The sequence below is a fragment of the Gallaecimonas aegicerasi genome (assembly GCF_045291545.1).
Lineage (GTDB): Bacteria > Pseudomonadota > Gammaproteobacteria > Enterobacterales > Gallaecimonadaceae > Gallaecimonas.
In genome coordinates, this window is sequence record NZ_CP149514.1 from 1,924,735 (window position 1) to 1,940,107 (window position 15,373).

13 protein-coding genes are annotated in these 15,373 nt (G+C 55.1%); 7 read left to right on the forward strand and 6 right to left on the reverse strand.

What is annotated here, in order from left to right; genetic code table 11:
• The first annotated feature begins 9 nt into the window (after positions 1–9).
• From mltB to lipA, 6 genes are all read left to right on the forward strand, one after another.
• Positions 10–951 carry a lytic murein transglycosylase B gene (gene mltB / locus WDB70_RS09565; protein WP_406663739.1) on the forward strand — a complete coding sequence of 314 codons (942 nt, stop codon included), beginning with the start codon at positions 10–12 and terminating at the stop codon, positions 949–951.
• A complete protein-coding gene (locus WDB70_RS09570) occupies positions 941–1,756 on the forward strand; it encodes a septal ring lytic transglycosylase RlpA family protein (RefSeq protein WP_406663741.1) in 816 nt (271 codons plus the stop codon). Before mltB ends, WDB70_RS09570 begins: the two co-directional genes overlap by 11 nt.
• Positions 1,757–1,805: 49 nt before the next feature.
• Complete coding sequence (locus tag WDB70_RS09575; RefSeq protein WP_406663743.1) at positions 1,806–2,957, forward strand: serine hydrolase; 1,152 nt, start codon at positions 1,806–1,808, stop codon at positions 2,955–2,957.
• Positions 2,958–3,061: 104 nt separating this feature from the next.
• Positions 3,062–3,325: a DUF493 family protein YbeD gene (ybeD, locus tag WDB70_RS09580; protein WP_406663745.1), complete on the forward strand. Its 264-nt coding sequence runs from the start codon at positions 3,062–3,064 to the stop codon at positions 3,323–3,325.
• Positions 3,315–3,968, forward strand: a complete 654-nt coding sequence (gene lipB / locus WDB70_RS09585) for a lipoyl(octanoyl) transferase LipB (protein WP_406663747.1) — start codon at positions 3,315–3,317, stop codon at positions 3,966–3,968. Before ybeD ends, lipB begins: the two co-directional genes overlap by 11 nt.
• The gene (lipA, locus tag WDB70_RS09590) at positions 3,965–4,930 is read left to right on the forward strand and encodes a lipoyl synthase (RefSeq protein ID WP_406663749.1); all 966 of its coding nucleotides are present in this window, start codon (positions 3,965–3,967) and stop codon (positions 4,928–4,930) included. The genes lipB and lipA overlap by 4 nt, the downstream gene beginning before the upstream one ends.
• Before the next feature lie 68 nt (positions 4,931–4,998).
• On the opposite strand, the gene WDB70_RS09595 is transcribed toward lipA, so the two are convergent.
• Positions 4,999–8,268 (reverse strand): S41 family peptidase, encoded by a 3,270-nt coding sequence (locus WDB70_RS09595; protein WP_406663751.1) that lies wholly within the window; start codon positions 8,266–8,268, stop codon positions 4,999–5,001.
• Between the two features lie 201 nt (positions 8,269–8,469).
• Between WDB70_RS09595 and WDB70_RS09600 the strand changes: the two genes are divergently transcribed.
• A complete protein-coding gene (locus WDB70_RS09600) occupies positions 8,470–10,464 on the forward strand; it encodes a putative bifunctional diguanylate cyclase/phosphodiesterase (RefSeq protein ID WP_406663753.1) in 1,995 nt (664 codons plus the stop codon).
• Here the strand turns inward: WDB70_RS09600 and nlpI are convergent.
• The 5 genes from nlpI to rbfA form a co-directional block, all read right to left on the reverse strand.
• A complete protein-coding gene (nlpI, locus tag WDB70_RS09605; protein ID WP_406663755.1) occupies positions 10,394–11,278 on the reverse strand; it encodes a lipoprotein NlpI in 885 nt (294 codons plus the stop codon). The genes WDB70_RS09600 and nlpI overlap by 71 nt on opposite strands.
• A 95-nt stretch (positions 11,279–11,373) precedes the next feature.
• Positions 11,374–13,527 (reverse strand): polyribonucleotide nucleotidyltransferase, encoded by a 2,154-nt coding sequence (pnp, locus tag WDB70_RS09610; RefSeq protein WP_406663757.1) that lies wholly within the window; start codon positions 13,525–13,527, stop codon positions 11,374–11,376.
• A gap of 153 nt (positions 13,528–13,680) precedes the next feature.
• The gene (gene rpsO, locus WDB70_RS09615) at positions 13,681–13,950 is read right to left on the reverse strand and encodes a 30S ribosomal protein S15 (protein ID WP_406663759.1); all 270 of its coding nucleotides are present in this window, start codon (positions 13,948–13,950) and stop codon (positions 13,681–13,683) included.
• A 92-nt stretch (positions 13,951–14,042) separates the two neighbouring features.
• Positions 14,043–14,972: a tRNA pseudouridine(55) synthase TruB gene (truB, locus tag WDB70_RS09620; protein ID WP_406663761.1), complete on the reverse strand. Its 930-nt coding sequence runs from the start codon at positions 14,970–14,972 to the stop codon at positions 14,043–14,045.
• Positions 14,969–15,370, reverse strand: coding sequence for a 30S ribosome-binding factor RbfA (gene rbfA, locus WDB70_RS09625; protein ID WP_406663763.1), 402 nt, complete (start codon positions 15,368–15,370; stop codon positions 14,969–14,971). Before rbfA ends, truB begins: the two co-directional genes overlap by 4 nt.
• Positions 15,371–15,373 lie beyond the last annotated feature (3 nt).

Genomic DNA, 15,373 nt, shown 5'->3' on the forward strand with positions numbered 1-15,373 from the left:
GGAGTTGCAATGGCAAAATGGACCTGGCTGCTACCGGCCCTCGTGACCTTTCCGACCCTGGCGGCATTGCCTCAGGACAAAGCTGCTGAACTGGCCAAACTGTCCGGGCTCAGTGCAGCGCGGGTGCAGCAGATGATGACCGGCGTACAAAAACGCCCGGCCATCCTAAAAGCCATCAGCACCCCCTGGGAAGCCAAACCCTGGTATCAGTACCGAGCGCTGTTTCTGACCCAAAAACGGATCAACGAAGGGCTGGCTTTCTGGCAACAACACCAGGCATTACTGGCCAAGGCACAAGCCACCTATCAGGTACCGGCCTCGGTTATCGTCGCCATTATTGGTGTAGAAACCTACTATGGCCGCCACATGGGCACCTATCCGGTGCGCGATGCACTCTATACGCTGGGTTTTTATTACCCCAAACGCAGTGCCTTTTTCTTCAAAGAGTTGGGTCAATACCTGAAACTGGCTGACCAGCAACAGTGGCAGCAAAGTCCCAATGGCAGTTACGCCGGCGCCATGGGCATGGGGCAGTTTATTCCTTCCAGTTACCAGCATTACGCCGTCGATTTTGACCATGACGGCAAACGCGATCTGTTCTCCAGCCCCGCCGATGCGATTGGCTCTGTTGCCAATTACTTCCATGAACACCACTGGCGCATGGGCGAGCCGGTACTGGCGGCAGCAACAGTACAATCACCACCAACGCTCGATAACAAGCTGGAACTGAATAGCACCCTGGCAGCGCTGAAAAAGCAAGGTGTCACCGCCGCGATCGCAGTCAACGACAGCACACCGGCACGGCTGTTTGCCTTTAAAACCGCCAACGGCACTGATTACCAGTTGGGCTTTCATAACTTCTATGTGATCACCCGCTACAACCGCTCACCACTTTATGCTCGGGCAGTCTGGCAATTGGCTCAGGCCCTGGAACAACACCATGCTGGCTAGAACGCTGCTGGCACTGGCGGTACTGCTGTTGGCGGGCTGTGCCAGCTCTGGCAGCAGCGGCGGCCGCTACGCCCAGCGTCACGACGCTTACCCGGCTACCGCGCCGGATGTCAGCACCGTGCAAAACGCCACCGTGACGGACGAGCCTTACAGCAAACAAGGCAACAAGGACTATCGGCTGCGAGGCCAGTCCTACAGCATTATTCGCCACCCCATCGGCTTTACCCAGGTCGGTTACGCTTCCTGGTATGGCACAAAATTTCATGGCTACCATACCGCCAATGGCGAAACCTATGACATGTACGCCATGACCGCCGCCCATAAGCGGCTGCCATTGCCCAGTTTTGTGCGGGTAACTAACCTCGCCAATGGCAAACAGGTGGTGGTGCGCGTCAATGACCGTGGTCCCTTTCATCCCGGGCGGATCATTGATTTGTCTTATGCTGCCGCTTATAAGCTCGACATGCTGAAAAGTGGCACCGCCAAAGTGCGTATTGAGGTTGTTAGCGCACCGGAAAAAGAAACGGTACTGGCGCCTATCAAAGCGCAGCGGCCGATTTTTGTGCAGGTCATCGCCAGCCGTGACCGCCAGCGCGCCAATGCCCTGGGTAGCCGCTACGCCGACTTGGTACACAGCCGCTACCAGCTCAGCGAACAAGATGGTCTGTACAAGGTGCAGCTCGGGCCATTAAAAGACGAACTGGCGGCTGAGCAGTTGATCGAAAAGCTCAAATCCCTGGGGATCGGCAAACCCTTTAAGGTTTATGCGGAACCTCAAAGCACCACTGGGGTCAACAACCCTTGATGGCTTTGCTACCCTAATCCCATTTGAAAAAAAGAAGACGATATCACTCATGCGTAACGCGTTGCTCTCTATTGGCCTCATTGCCGCTTTTACTGCTCAGGCAGATGTGATTATTCCCCAGGCGCCGAAAGTTGACGCCAAAGCCTATGTACTGATGGATTACCACACCGGTAAAATTTTGGCCGAATACAATGGTGATAAACGTCTGCCACCGGCCTCATTGACCAAAATGATGACCAGTTACGTCATCGGTAAGGAAATCAAGGACGGGCGCATTCACCGCAGTGACATGGTGACCATTTCGAAAAACGCCTGGGCCAAGAACTTCCCTGAGTCTTCCAAGATGTTCATTGAAGTGGGCACCCAGGTCAGTGTTGGTGAGCTTAACAAGGGCATCATCATCGACTCGGGTAATGACGCCTGTGTGGCCATGGCCGAATACATTGCCGGCACCGTCGGCGGCTTTGCCGACCTGATGAACGCTGAAGCCAAGAAACTGGATCTCACCGAAACGCACTTCGTCAACCCACATGGCCTGCCTGATCCGCAGCATTACTCGTCAGCCCGTGATATGGCCCGCCTCGGTGCGGCATTGATCCGTGACCTGCCAGACGAATATAAAATCTACTCCGATCAATCCTTTACCTACAACGGCATCAAGCAGTACAACCGTAACGCACTGCTCCATGACCCGTCGATGAATGTTGACGGTATTAAAACCGGGCACCTTTCTGAAGTGGGGTATTCACTGGTCGCTTCCGCGGTTAAAGACAACATGCGCCTGGTTTCTGCCGTCATCGGCACCCCGTCCAATGACGCTCGCCGGGATATTTCCAAAGAGCTGCTGAACTGGGGTTTCCGCTTTTTTGAAACCGTAACCCCCTTTAAAGCCGGCCAGCAGTTTGCTGAACAACCGATCTACATGGGTGACAAAAACAGCGTCAAACTGGGTGTACTCAAAAGCGCCATGGTGACAGTGCCTCGTGGCAGCGCCAAGGATCTGAAAGCCGACTTCAAACTGGACAAGATCCTCAAAGCGCCGCTGGCCAAAGGCCAGAAAGTTGGCACCCTGTACCTCAAGCTGGATGGCAAAGACATCGGCCAGTACCCGCTGGTGTCACTGGAAGAAGTCAAACAGGGCAGCTGGTTCTCACGACTGGTGGATTACTTCAAGCTGCTGTTCAAGAGCTGGTTCAACTGAACTTGAATTTCACTGCTCCGACCCCATCTTACAAGGCGCCTACGGGCGCCTTTTCGATGAATTTCTGATACACTGTGCGCCCTCGCACGGCCGGGAGTAGTAGCATGCAGACCGAATTTGATAAATACCTCGAGTTTCCCTGCCAGTTTCCTTTCAAGGTACTGGGACAGGCCCATGACGAGCTGGTCGATACGGTGCTGGCGGTGGTGCAACAACACGCCCCTGGTGACTATTCCCCCACTGTGCGCCCCAGCGCCAAAGGTACCTATTTTTCCGTGACCGTACAGGTAACGGTAACCTCCAAAGAGCACGTTGAAACCCTTTATCAGGCACTGGGCGATATTGAGAGCGTCAAATATGTGCTCTGATTTGCGTGTTCGCCGCCTCGGGCGCCAGGGTTATCAGGGCGTCTGGGATGCCATGAAGCATTACACCGACCATCGCGGCCCGGACAGTGCTGACGAGCTATGGCTAGTTGAACACGAGCCGGTATTTACCCAGGGCCAAGCCGGCAAAGCAGAGCACCTGTTGATGCCTGGTGATATTCCGGTGGTGCAAGTTGACCGTGGTGGCCAGGTAACCTACCACGGCCCTGGCCAGCAGGTATTGTACGTACTACTGGACTTACGCCGGCGCAAACTTGGTGTGCGCGAGCTGGTCAGTCATATCGAAGAAGCAGTAGTGGCAACATTACGCCATTTCGGTGTCGACAGCGCTCCCCGTGCCGATGCCCCCGGCGTTTACGTTGGCGAGCAAAAAATCTGTTCGCTGGGCCTGCGGGTACGCCGTGGTTGCTCCTTTCATGGCCTGGCACTGAATATCAACATGGATCTGAGCCCCTTTTTGCGCATCAATCCCTGCGGCTATGCCGGCATGGAAATGACGCAGCTCAGCGCCTTTCATCCTTCGGCCAGCCTGAATGAGGTTGAGCCGGTTCTGGTGGCCGCCCTGGCCGAACGACTGGGCTTTGACCACTGGACCTACACTGACGGACTGGACCACCTGTTATGAGTAAAACCGTACGTATCGAACCGGGTGTCAAACTCCGGGACGCCGACAAAATGGCGCTGATCCCGGTGAAGGTGATGCCATCCGAACCCAAGCAAATGCTCAGAAAACCGGACTGGCTGCGGGTCAAACTGCCGGCCAGCACGCAACGTATCGAAGACATCAAGGGGGCTATGCGTAAGCATGGCCTGCACTCGGTGTGTGAGGAAGCCTCCTGCCCCAACCTGTCTGAGTGTTTTAATCACGGTACTGCCACCTTCATGATCCTTGGTGCCATCTGTACCCGCCGTTGCCCGTTCTGCGACGTGGCCCACGGCCGGCCACTGCCCCCGGATCCACAAGAGGCTGAGAAGCTGGGCCAAACCATCCGTGATATGAAACTGCGTTATGTGGTGATCACCTCCGTTGACCGTGATGACTTGCGTGACGGCGGTGCCCAGCATTTTGCCGACTGTATCAAGGCCATTCGCAAATACAGCCCGGATATTAAAATCGAAATCCTGGTACCGGATTTTCGTGGTCGTATGGACGTGGCACTGGATATTCTCAGCGAAACACCACCGGATGTGTTTAACCACAATCTGGAAAACGTGCCGCGCCTATATAAGCAGGTACGCCCCGGCGCCAACTATGAATGGTCACTGGAGCTGCTCAAGCGCTTTAAGGAACGCAATCCGGATATTCCGACCAAGTCAGGGCTGATGATGGGCCTGGGCGAGGAAAATGACGAAATTCGTCAGGTGATGCAGGACTTGCGTGACCACGGCGTAACCATGCTGACCCTTGGCCAGTATCTGCAACCGAGCCGCCACCACCTGCCGGTTGCCCGTTACGTACCTCCGGCAGAGTTTGACGAGCTGCATGACGACGCCATGGCCATGGGCTATGAGCATGCCGCCTGTGGCCCGCTGGTGCGCTCCAGCTATCACGCTGACAAGCAAGCCGCAGGCGAAGAGGTTAAATAACCCAAAAGGTTACCATCTAGAAGCAGTAAAAAAGCGCCCCAGGGGCGCTTTTTTCGTTAGGTAGTTTATCAACGGTGGCTTTCATCAAACTCCGGTTTTACGTCTCCGGCATGATGTTGGCCATCAATGGCTTCTGCCTTTAAGGGCTTAACCGGCTGCTTGGCCTGCTGTTGCTGCAGATAATGTATCGCCGCCGACAGCTGCGCATCTTTGCCTTCATAAGTGGCGTGAGGCAGGTTGTTGACCTTAATATCCGGGGTTACCCCATGGCCTTCGATGATCCAGTTGCCACCGGTCTCAAACTGCGGATATTCCGCCACCCGCGCCATACCAAAGTCGCTCAAAGAATTACGGCCACTGAGCCAAACTCCGGCACCAGCAGTACGCATACCGATGAGCGGTGCCAGTTTCAGCGCCTTGATACCCGCCGAGAAGGTTTCACCGTCAGAGTAAGTCACCTGATCTGTCAGCACGGCCAGATGGCCCCGATAGCTCTGCTGCATGTTGGTGTTGATGGCACCACGGGTTGGTTGCCAGAACATCCACACCCGGCGCAGCAGTTTCTCGATGATCCACGAGTCAATGTTGCCGCCACGGTTTCGTCGCACATCGATGATCAGCCCCTGCTTATTCAGGTTGGCATAAAACTCCCGGGCAAAGTTTTCGATATCACCTTTACCCATGGCATACAGGTGCAGGTAACCAATTTTGCCATCCGTCGCCTTGGCTACTTTGTGGGCATTGCCATTGACCCAGTCCAGATAACGCAACTGCATATTACGGCGAATACTGACCGGATAAACGATGGTTTTCAGAGCATCCCCGTCCCGCTTCAGCCCCAGCAGTACTTGCTTGTCGGCGGTGTTACGCAGCGCCTCAGTGACATCCGCCAGGGTTTTCACTGGCCGGCCATTGACTGCGCTGATCAGATCCCCTTGCCGCGCATTAACGCCTGGGCGCGCCAGGGGCGCCGCCTCATCCGGCAACTCAGGGTCGGTTTGGTAGATGTGGCCTATCACCACGCCATCGTTGGTTTGTTGCAGGCGCGCCCCCAGGGACGCCGCACTGGCCGCTTCTGCATCGCTGGGGGTGTCACCCGGGCGCACCTGTGAGTGCAAGGCGTCCAGGCCACTGATCATCTGTCCCAGCAAGTCGCTCAGTTCATGGCGGTCAGTGAGCCGGGCCAGCAGCGGCGTGAAGCGCGCTTTGACCGCATCCCAGTCAACACCGTGCATATTGACGTCATAGAACGAGTTCTTATGCATCAGCCAGGCATCGTTGAACATCTGCCGCCATTCATCCATCGGGTTAATGGCCAGCTGCCACTGCCCGGCTTGGACCTGCTTATGGCTGAGATCCTTGGGTAGGGTGTTGGCAGCATCGACAATCAGCATTTCTTCGGGCTTGCTCTGCTTGCGTACAAACAGTTTCTTGTTGTCGGCAGACAAGCTGTAGTCAGCGATGTCAGGCGCTACCGTATGCACCTTCGCCCAGGGGCCGATACTGACCGTTTTGAGGCTGGAGTTACCCTCAGCGGTGCTGTCGAGCATCCACAAATGCTTGGCTGTAGCCTTGAGCTGCTGATAGTTACCGGCGGGTACCGGCACTTCCCAGAGGCGCTGTGCCAGCCCCTGCCAGTTTACCTTCAATGAAACCTTACCCTGCTCTTTACTGTCATCTTGAGCGGGCTTTTGCAGCTCATTGGGCTTTTCGAACGGGAAGGTACCCTGGTTATCCAGTGACAGGGCATAAATCTGGGTACGGTGGTTGAATACCGGGCCCAGGTTACGGTCACCCCAGGGCGAGCTTGGCGTTGCATTAAAGTGACGATTGGACAGGAAATACAGCCAGTGGCCATCTGTACTGAAGGCCGGCGAGAAGGATTCATACTTGTCGCTGGTCAGTACCTGATGGTGGCCATTACGAATATCGATAAGCTGGATCTGGGGCCGCATGTTGTTGATCAGAGCCGAGCCAACGGCCACAAAGCGGCTATCAGGCGACCAGGCTATATCACCAAAGGCCCCCAGACCATTGCCGTTTTTCAAGAGCAACCGGTTATGGTCACGTTTTAGATCCAGCAGCCACAGCTTGCCGTCATTATCAGAATGCAGCAGATAACGACCATCCGGTGACAAATGCAGATCAAAGCGCAGCGTGTGGCCATCATGTGTCAGGGCCTTGGCACCATCACTGCCGTCTGCCGGAAAGCGCCAGATCTCCTGCTGCCCGCTGGCATCACAGATGGCGTAAACCCATTTGCCGTCTTTACTGAGTACCGCATCACGCACCCGGCTGTGAGCCGGCGCGGCAACGCTCACCAGACGCTCGCCCTGAGTACCGGCAATGGCCACCTGACCACGGGCGGTAATGGCAACTTTGGCTCCATTGGGGGCCAGCGTTGCTGAAGTTGCATATTTCAGCGGATCTTTGAGCCAGCGAGTCTGTCGGTAGGGAAAGTCTGATTGCAACAGAATATTCAGCGGCTGGGCTTTACCGGATGCCAAATCCAGCATCACCAGATCAGCGCCCAGCTGGAAGACTATACGCCCCTGATTCAGTACCGGCGAACGTACCGGCCAGTCGGTGTAATGGGTTAACTGCTTGCGGTCACTGCCATCAGCGGCCATAGACCAAAGGTTAGGATTACCGTCCGCGTCAGAAACGTAATAAACCCGACCCGCGTAGGCCATTGGCTCGCTGACCGAGCCCGGGTCGCTCAGATGTAACGCTTCATCATTGCTGCCGAGGGTATAACGCCACAGCTGCCCCTGCGCACCACCGCGGTACACTTTGAGGTGATCGCCAGTCACTTGCAGGCCAAAGCGGGTGAAATACAGGTACTTGCCATCCTGACTGACCGCCCCTTCCGAGGCATCGGCCAGCGGAATATCCTGGGCTTTTAAGGTCTGTGGGTCGACTTCCCGAAGAATAAAGTAACTGGACGGCCCCACGGCATTATCAGTGGCATAGAGAATTTTGCCGTTTTTGGTCCAGCCTTGCAGCCGGACCCGGCTGTTTTCAAAGGTCACCCGGCGCGGCACACCACCACTGATGGGCATCACATAGACTTCAGGAGCCCCTTCATAACTGGCGACAAAAGCCACGGTTTTAGCGTCGGGCGACAACGCCGCCTGGCTTTCCTGATCCGGCTGAGACGTCAGTCTGCGGGCGTGCTTGTCGCCAAGGTGCTCTACCCATAAATCACCTTCAGCGGTGAATACCAGTGTATTTGCGGACAATGCCGGATCACGATAATAGCCCTGGCCGCTGCTGGCAGCGGTTGCCATCGAAGACATGGCCAGCAAACAGCAAGCCATGGAATAACGCAGTTTCATCACGGACCTCTTTATTGTTGTCTTTCCTTGATTAGCTGGCGTTCACGCTAGTCTGTACGGCTCGCCAGTGGAACCTCTCTGGGATGAACGGTGTGCAGACACCGACTAATATCTATTCATGTTGTGATACCAGTCTGCCAGTAAGCAGTTGACGCTGCCAGTAAATGCAACCACAGTTATACTGATTAAAAAAGCCACAACATGGATACCATGGCCCAGCATCGAGCGAAGTTAAGCAGACGCCTTATTATTCAGACCGTCGGTCTGAGCTTTGTGATGATGCTACTGATCATCCCCATCCAGTATCTGCGTGATAAACACAGTGCCGAACAGCAGGTTCAGGCCAGCATGACCCAGATCCGCGATGGCTACATGCCGGCATTAGCAGCCGGGATCTGGAACTTTGATCGTGAGCGGGTTGCCTTGAGCCTAAAGGGCCTGATCCAGCGGCCCTTTGCCAGCTACGCCGAAGTAACCGGCGACATGACCTTATCGGTTGGCCGGAAACCCCGCAGTGCGCTGCAGGTGCTCTACCCTATTCGCACCACAGACGGCAAACACCTGGGTAACCTGGCTGTGGCCTTTGATGAAACCGCCATTGCCGACGCCGCCTGGAATAATGTCCGCAGCTCCTTTGTGACACTCAGTATTTACACACTACTACTCTCTGGCTTGCTGCTCTGGCTGGTACAACGGACAATTACCAGCCGCCTGTTGCGGTTGTCTAATTTTGCCCAGGGCTTACGGTTGGAGAACCTGGAAGAAGGACCAAGCCTGTATTTGGAACGCAGCGCCGACGAGCTCGACCAACTCACCAAAAACCTGCTGGATATGCGTAATCAGTTGGCAACGGACCGGGACGCCCTACGCCGCTTCGAGCAAGAACTGGCCCGTAAAGCCAACGAAGACCAGCTGACCGGCCTGCCAAACCGTTTCAGTTTTCTGGAAAATCTTTACCCGGCGATGGATCGCCAAACGCCGTTTGCGCTGATGTTCATCGACCTCGATGGCTTTAAAAAAGTCAACGACAGCCTCGGCCACAGTGTCGGTGACGAACTGCTTAAACAAACAGCAAGACGTTTACGCGAGCTAACCGGAGACAGCGTCTTTTTGGCCCGCTACGGTGGCGATGAGTTTGTGCTGCTGTTTCCCAGGCCACAGCTGGACGGCGTCCGGCTCCTGGCAGATAAACTGACCGCCGGTTTTTCCCGGCCTTTTAAAGTCAGTGGTAACTTACTGTACCTGTCGGTCAGTATTGGTATTGCCCGTTACCCGGAAGATGCCGACTCCAGCGAGGAGCTGATCAAACGGGCTGATGTGGCCATGTACCAGGCCAAAGCCATGGGCCGCTCCCGCTATTTGTTCTTTGACCAGCACCTTTACGACAACATGCTCAAGAAAATGGTCCTGGAAGACAAACTGCGCGAATCAGTACGCAGTAAAAGCTTCCAGTTGGTCTATCAACCCATATTCAGTGTGCAGCGCCAGCGTATCAGTTACGTCGAAGCGCTGCTGCGCTGGCCTCACGCCAGCCCCGATCGCTTTATTCCGCTGGCCGAAGAAACCGGGCTGATTTTGCCGCTGGGGCTGTGGGTGCTAGAGCAAAGCCTGGCGCAGCTGGCACAGTGGCACCAACAGGGCGAAAAAATTCGCTTGTCGGTCAATGTATCAACAGAGCAGCTACACCAGCATGACTTTGCCGAACAGGTCCTTAAACGTATCCATGAGGCTGGTGTGTCGCCGGTCTTTATTCAGCTGGAAATTACCGAAACGGCCCTGCTGGAAAAACCGGACATCAGCCTGAGTAACATCGAAGCACTGCGTGAACAGGGGATACGCATTTCTTTGGATGATTTTGGCACCGGCTACTCGTCACTGTCGCACCTGCAACTGATGCCCATTGACAGCCTGAAAATAGATAAGAGCTTTGTGGCCAGAATAAGCGAGTCGGCGCGCGACAAAGCGTTGTTCGAGGCGGTAATCAACCTGGCCAAGGCCATGGACTTGGAAATCACCGTTGAGGGTATCGAGAGCGCCGAACAAGCCAGTATGGCAATAGCCCTGCAAACGGAGTATCTGCAGGGCTATTACTTTGCCAAACCGGTGCCGGCCAGTGAGTTAGTGCTTAGTCAGCACGCTGCGCCAGTTGGCGGCGGATCTGCTTTAACTCCAGACGCGAATAGCGGTATTCAATAAAGTCCTGCACATTGGTCGCCAGAGACAGCTTGAAGAAATTAATCGCTTCGCCCAAATGGCCACGAGCCTGCTGCCATTTACCCAGATAGAAGTAAGCCTCACAAAGCCGCTCGGCCAGTTCCCGGTTGGTACGAACGCCTTTTTTCAAGCCCGCCAGTAACTCCGGCTCGGTGATTTTACCGAGATAAAAATCCACTAACTGATTGGCCCAGGCGTTGGTATCAAGACGGGTGGCATTGTAGGCCAGACGTGGCCCAGCTTCTTTCGGATGGGCCTTGGCATCAGCCAGATACAACCATAACACCCGATAAGGATCGCTGGGTTGGTGCGATAAAAACGTTTCCAGATCTTCGACCGCTAAAGCCGGGCGATTACCGTAATAAAGTGCAATACCGCGATTGAGATAGGCATAGTCATGCTTGGGATCAAGCTCGATCGCTGCATCCAGGTTTTCGTAAGCCTTTTCATACTCTTCTGCCGAGGTGGCCTGGATCCCCAGAAAGTTATAGGCGTCTGCCATAGTCGGTTGCAAATGCACCGCCTGGTTAAAGTCACGTCGCGCTAAAGCGCCTAACCCCATGGCATCAAACACCACGCCGCGACGGTACAACAGCTCTGCCCGCTGCTCGTCTTTGAGCTTCGCACGAGTCAGTATTTCATCGAGCCGGGCTAGCTCGACTTCGGCCTGAAAAGGCACGGCAACCGGCTCAGCCATGATCAGCTTGGCGGAGTTCTCACTCTGCTGAGCAGGTTTCGGCGTATTGGCACAACCGGCCAACAACAGCGGAATGACTACCGCCAACGTTTTACGCATATCCATTGTTCTCATGTTCCGCAGACCTTACATCCTGCCAGAAGCCCAAACAAAAAGGGAGCACAAGGCTCCCTTTTTCAGTCACACGGACTGACTCAGTCCTGCTCTGATTCGCTCACTTCAGCGTTGTCAGCAGTTTCAGTTGCAGCCACTTCTTCTACCGCCGGCTTTTCAAGCGCTTCTTTGATGGACAAGCGCACACGACCCTGACGGTCCACTTCCAGGCACTTGACCTTCACTTCCTGACCCACTTTCAGGTGGTCAGCAACGTTCTCAATGCGCTCTTCAGCGATCTGGCTGATGTGAACCAGGCCTTCTTTGCCCGGCAAAATCGCTACAAAGGCACCAAAATCAACGATTTTGGTCACTTTACCGTCGTAGATCCGACCTACTTCCACTTCGGCAGTCAGATCTTCGATACGGCGGATAGCCGCTTTCGCCTGCTCACCGTCGGTGGCGGCAATTTTGATGGTGCCGTCGTCATCAATCTCAATGGTGGTACCGGTTTCTTCGGTCAGGGCACGGATCACGCTGCCGCCTTTACCGATAACATCACGGATTTTCTCCGGATTGATTTTCATGGTGTGAATGCGCGGCGCGTAATCGGAAATATCGTCACGCGGCATAGCAATGGCATCGTCCATCACCTGCAGGATGTGCACCCGGGCACTGTAGGCCTGTTTCAGCGCTACCTGCATGATTTCCTTGGTGATGCCCTCAATTTTGATATCCATTTGCAGCGCAGTCACACCGTCACGGGAGCCGGCTACTTTGAAGTCCATGTCACCCAGGTGATCTTCGTCACCGAGGATGTCAGACAGCACCACAAAGTTGTCGCCTTCTTTGACCAGACCCATGGCAATACCAGCCACAGAGCTCTTGATCGGTACGCCCGCATCCATCAGGGCCAGTGATGAACCACAGACGGAAGCCATGGAAGAAGAGCCGTTGGATTCAGTGATTTCTGATACCACACGCACGGTGTAGGGGAATTCTTCAGCAGACGGCATTACCGCCAGAACACCACGCTTGGCCAGGCGGCCATGGCCGATTTCACGGCGTTTGGGGCTACCGATCATGCCGGTTTCACCCACGCAGTACGGCGGGAAGTTGTAGTGGAACAGGAAGTTGTCGGTGCGCTCACCGGTCAGCTCGTCGATGATCTGGGCGTCACGCTGGGTACCCAGTGTAGCTACAACCAGCGCCTGTGTTTCACCACGGGTGAAAATAGCGCTGCCGTGGGTGCGGGGCAGTACGCCAGTGGCCACATCCAGTGCCCGTACCATTTGCGGGTCACGGCCATCGATACGCGGCTCACCAGCCAGAACCCGACCACGAACCAGGGTTTTCTCGATTTTCGAGAACAAATCACCGGCTTCTTTAGTGTTCAGTTCCGGATCATCAGCCAGCAGCTGCTCCATCAACTCCGACTTGATGGTGCCGATTGCGGCATAACGCTCCATCTTGTCTTCGATACGGTAGGCGTCGCCCAGCTTATCCCAAACAGCTTCTTTGATTTTGTCTTTGAGGACGGTGTTTTCTTCTGGAGCACTCCAGTCCCACTTGGGCTGGCCTGCTTCAGCAGCCAATTCGTTGATAGCGTTGATAACCGTCTGCATTTGCTCGTGGCCATACATGACCGCGTCCAGCATCACTTCTTCTGGCAGCAGTTCGGCTTCGGATTCCACCATCAGTACCGCACCGGCCGTACCGGCAACAACCAGGTTCAGTTTGGAGGTTGCCAGTTCTTCGGTAGTGGGGTTGAGTACCAGATTGTCATTGATATAACCAACGCGGGCAGCACCAATGGGGCCAGCAAAAGGAATACCTGACAACGCCAAGGCGGCTGAGGTACCGATCATCGCGACGATATCCGGGCTCACCTGCGGGTTGACCGAAACCACAGTGGCAACCACTTGCACTTCATTCTTGAAGCCGTTCGGGAACAGCGGGCGAATAGGCCGGTCAATCAGGCGGGCGGTCAGGGTTTCGCCTTCACTGGGGCGCCCTTCACGTTTGAAAAAGCCGCCCGGGATCTTACCAGCGGCATAGGTGCGCTCCTGGTAGTTCACGGTCAGCGGAAAGAAATCTTTGGATTGGTCGGCTTCTTTTTTGCCAACAACCGAAACCATGACAACGGTGTCGTCCATGGAGGCAATAACAGCGGCGGTAGCTTGACGCGCAACAGCGCCGGTTTCCAGAGTGACGGTGTGTTGACCGTACTGGAAGGTCTTGATGATAGGTTTCACGAAATTTCCTTAGGATCAGCCGATCCTTGCTTTTTTGGTCGTTTTACAATGCGCGCCCAAGTATATAGCAGCCAGCCAGGCAGAGGTAGTGTTTGCCTTTGAAACGCAAAAAAGGGAGCAAGCTGCTCCCTTTTTCTGAAACCCTGGCAGATCTTAGCGACGCAGGCCAAGTTTACCGATAAGGTCAGCGTAACGTTTAACGTCTTTCTTCTTCAGGTAGTCCAGCAGCTTACGACGCTGAGAAACCATACGCAGCAGACCACGACGGCTGTGGTGATCTTTTTTGTGCTGAGAGAAGTGACCTTGCAGGTGGTTGATCTGAGCAGTCAGCAGGGCAACCTGGACTTCCGGGGAACCGGTGTCATTCTGGCCACGGCCGTGTTCAGCAACGATCTGAGCTTTGATTTCTGCATTTAGTGACATGATTTACTCCTGATTGATAAGGCGTAGCCGATCACTAATTCAGCTACGCAAGAGGCGCGCAGTTTACCCCAATGACAAGCAGCTGCCAAGGGTCAACTGACCACCATTCTTTTCGGGGCGATATTGCCATCGTCGTCCACTTCACCGACGCCAATAAACTCGCCATCGGCCATGATCCGCACCAGGCCATCGACCGGTGCTCCGCTGGCCTGTACCGGCTGGCCCTGACGGATATAAAAAGCACTGGCTTCACCCAGCGTTACTACCGGTAGTGAAGCGACCGCTGTGTCAGCCGGTAGCAGTAAGGCATCCAGATATTGACTAGGCGGTACTTCATCGCGATGGGCTTGCTCGAGCATCGCTTCCAGGCGCTCCAGTGTGACCATGCACTCCGCTGGGTAATCTGCCACCTGCAAGCGCCGTAACATGGTTACATGGGCGCCACAGCCAAGCAGCTCACCAAGGTCATCGATGATAGTGCGAATATAGGTGCCTTTCGAGCAGTGTACTTCCAGTTCCAGCTCATCATCGTCAAAGCGCTCCAGCGTTAGCTTATAGACAGTGATCGGCCGGGCTTCGCGGGGCACTTCAATGCCTTCGCGGGCATATTTGTACAGTGGTTTACCCTGATATTTGAGCGCCGAAAACATGCTCGGTACTTGCTGGATATCGCCACGGAAGTGATCAAGCGCCTCAAGCAACTCGCCCGGGGTAACTGCTACAGGCCGGGTACTGACTACTTCGCCATCGGCATCGGAGGTATCGGTACGCACCCCCAGCTTGGCAATAACCCGGTAGCTCTTGTCAGAATCAAGCAGGTACTGGGAAAACTTGGTCGCCTCACCCAGACAGATCGGCAGCATGCCGGTTGCCAGAGGATCCAAGGCACCGGTGTGACCAGCCTTTTGCGCAAAATAGATACGCTTAACCCGTTGCAAAGCATCGTTAGATGACAGGCCCTGGGGCTTATCTAGCAGCACGATCCCGTTGACCGGCCGCCCTTTTGCACGCCGGCGGCTCATTCACCGCCCTCTTCATCACTACCGTATTGGGCCTTTTTCGCCTGATCACTTGCCACGGCCTGGCTGACCGCATTGGATATGCGCATGCCGTCAATCAGCGATGTGTCGTGTACAAACTTCAACTCAGGTACAACGCGCAGGCGAATGCGTGAGCCAATCAGGCTGCGAATGTAAGGTTTGGCCTCTTGCAAGCCCTTGAGGGTTTGCTGCACCTTGGCCTCGTCCTGCTCAAACAGGGTAATAAATACTTTGGCGTGCGACAGATCGCGACTGACTTCCACCGCTGACACGGTAACCATGCCAATGCGCGGATCTTTCACTTCCCGCTGCAAAATCACGGCGATTTCCCGTTGCAGCTCCTGGCCGACCCGGCGGGTGCGGCTAAATTCATTTGCCATAAC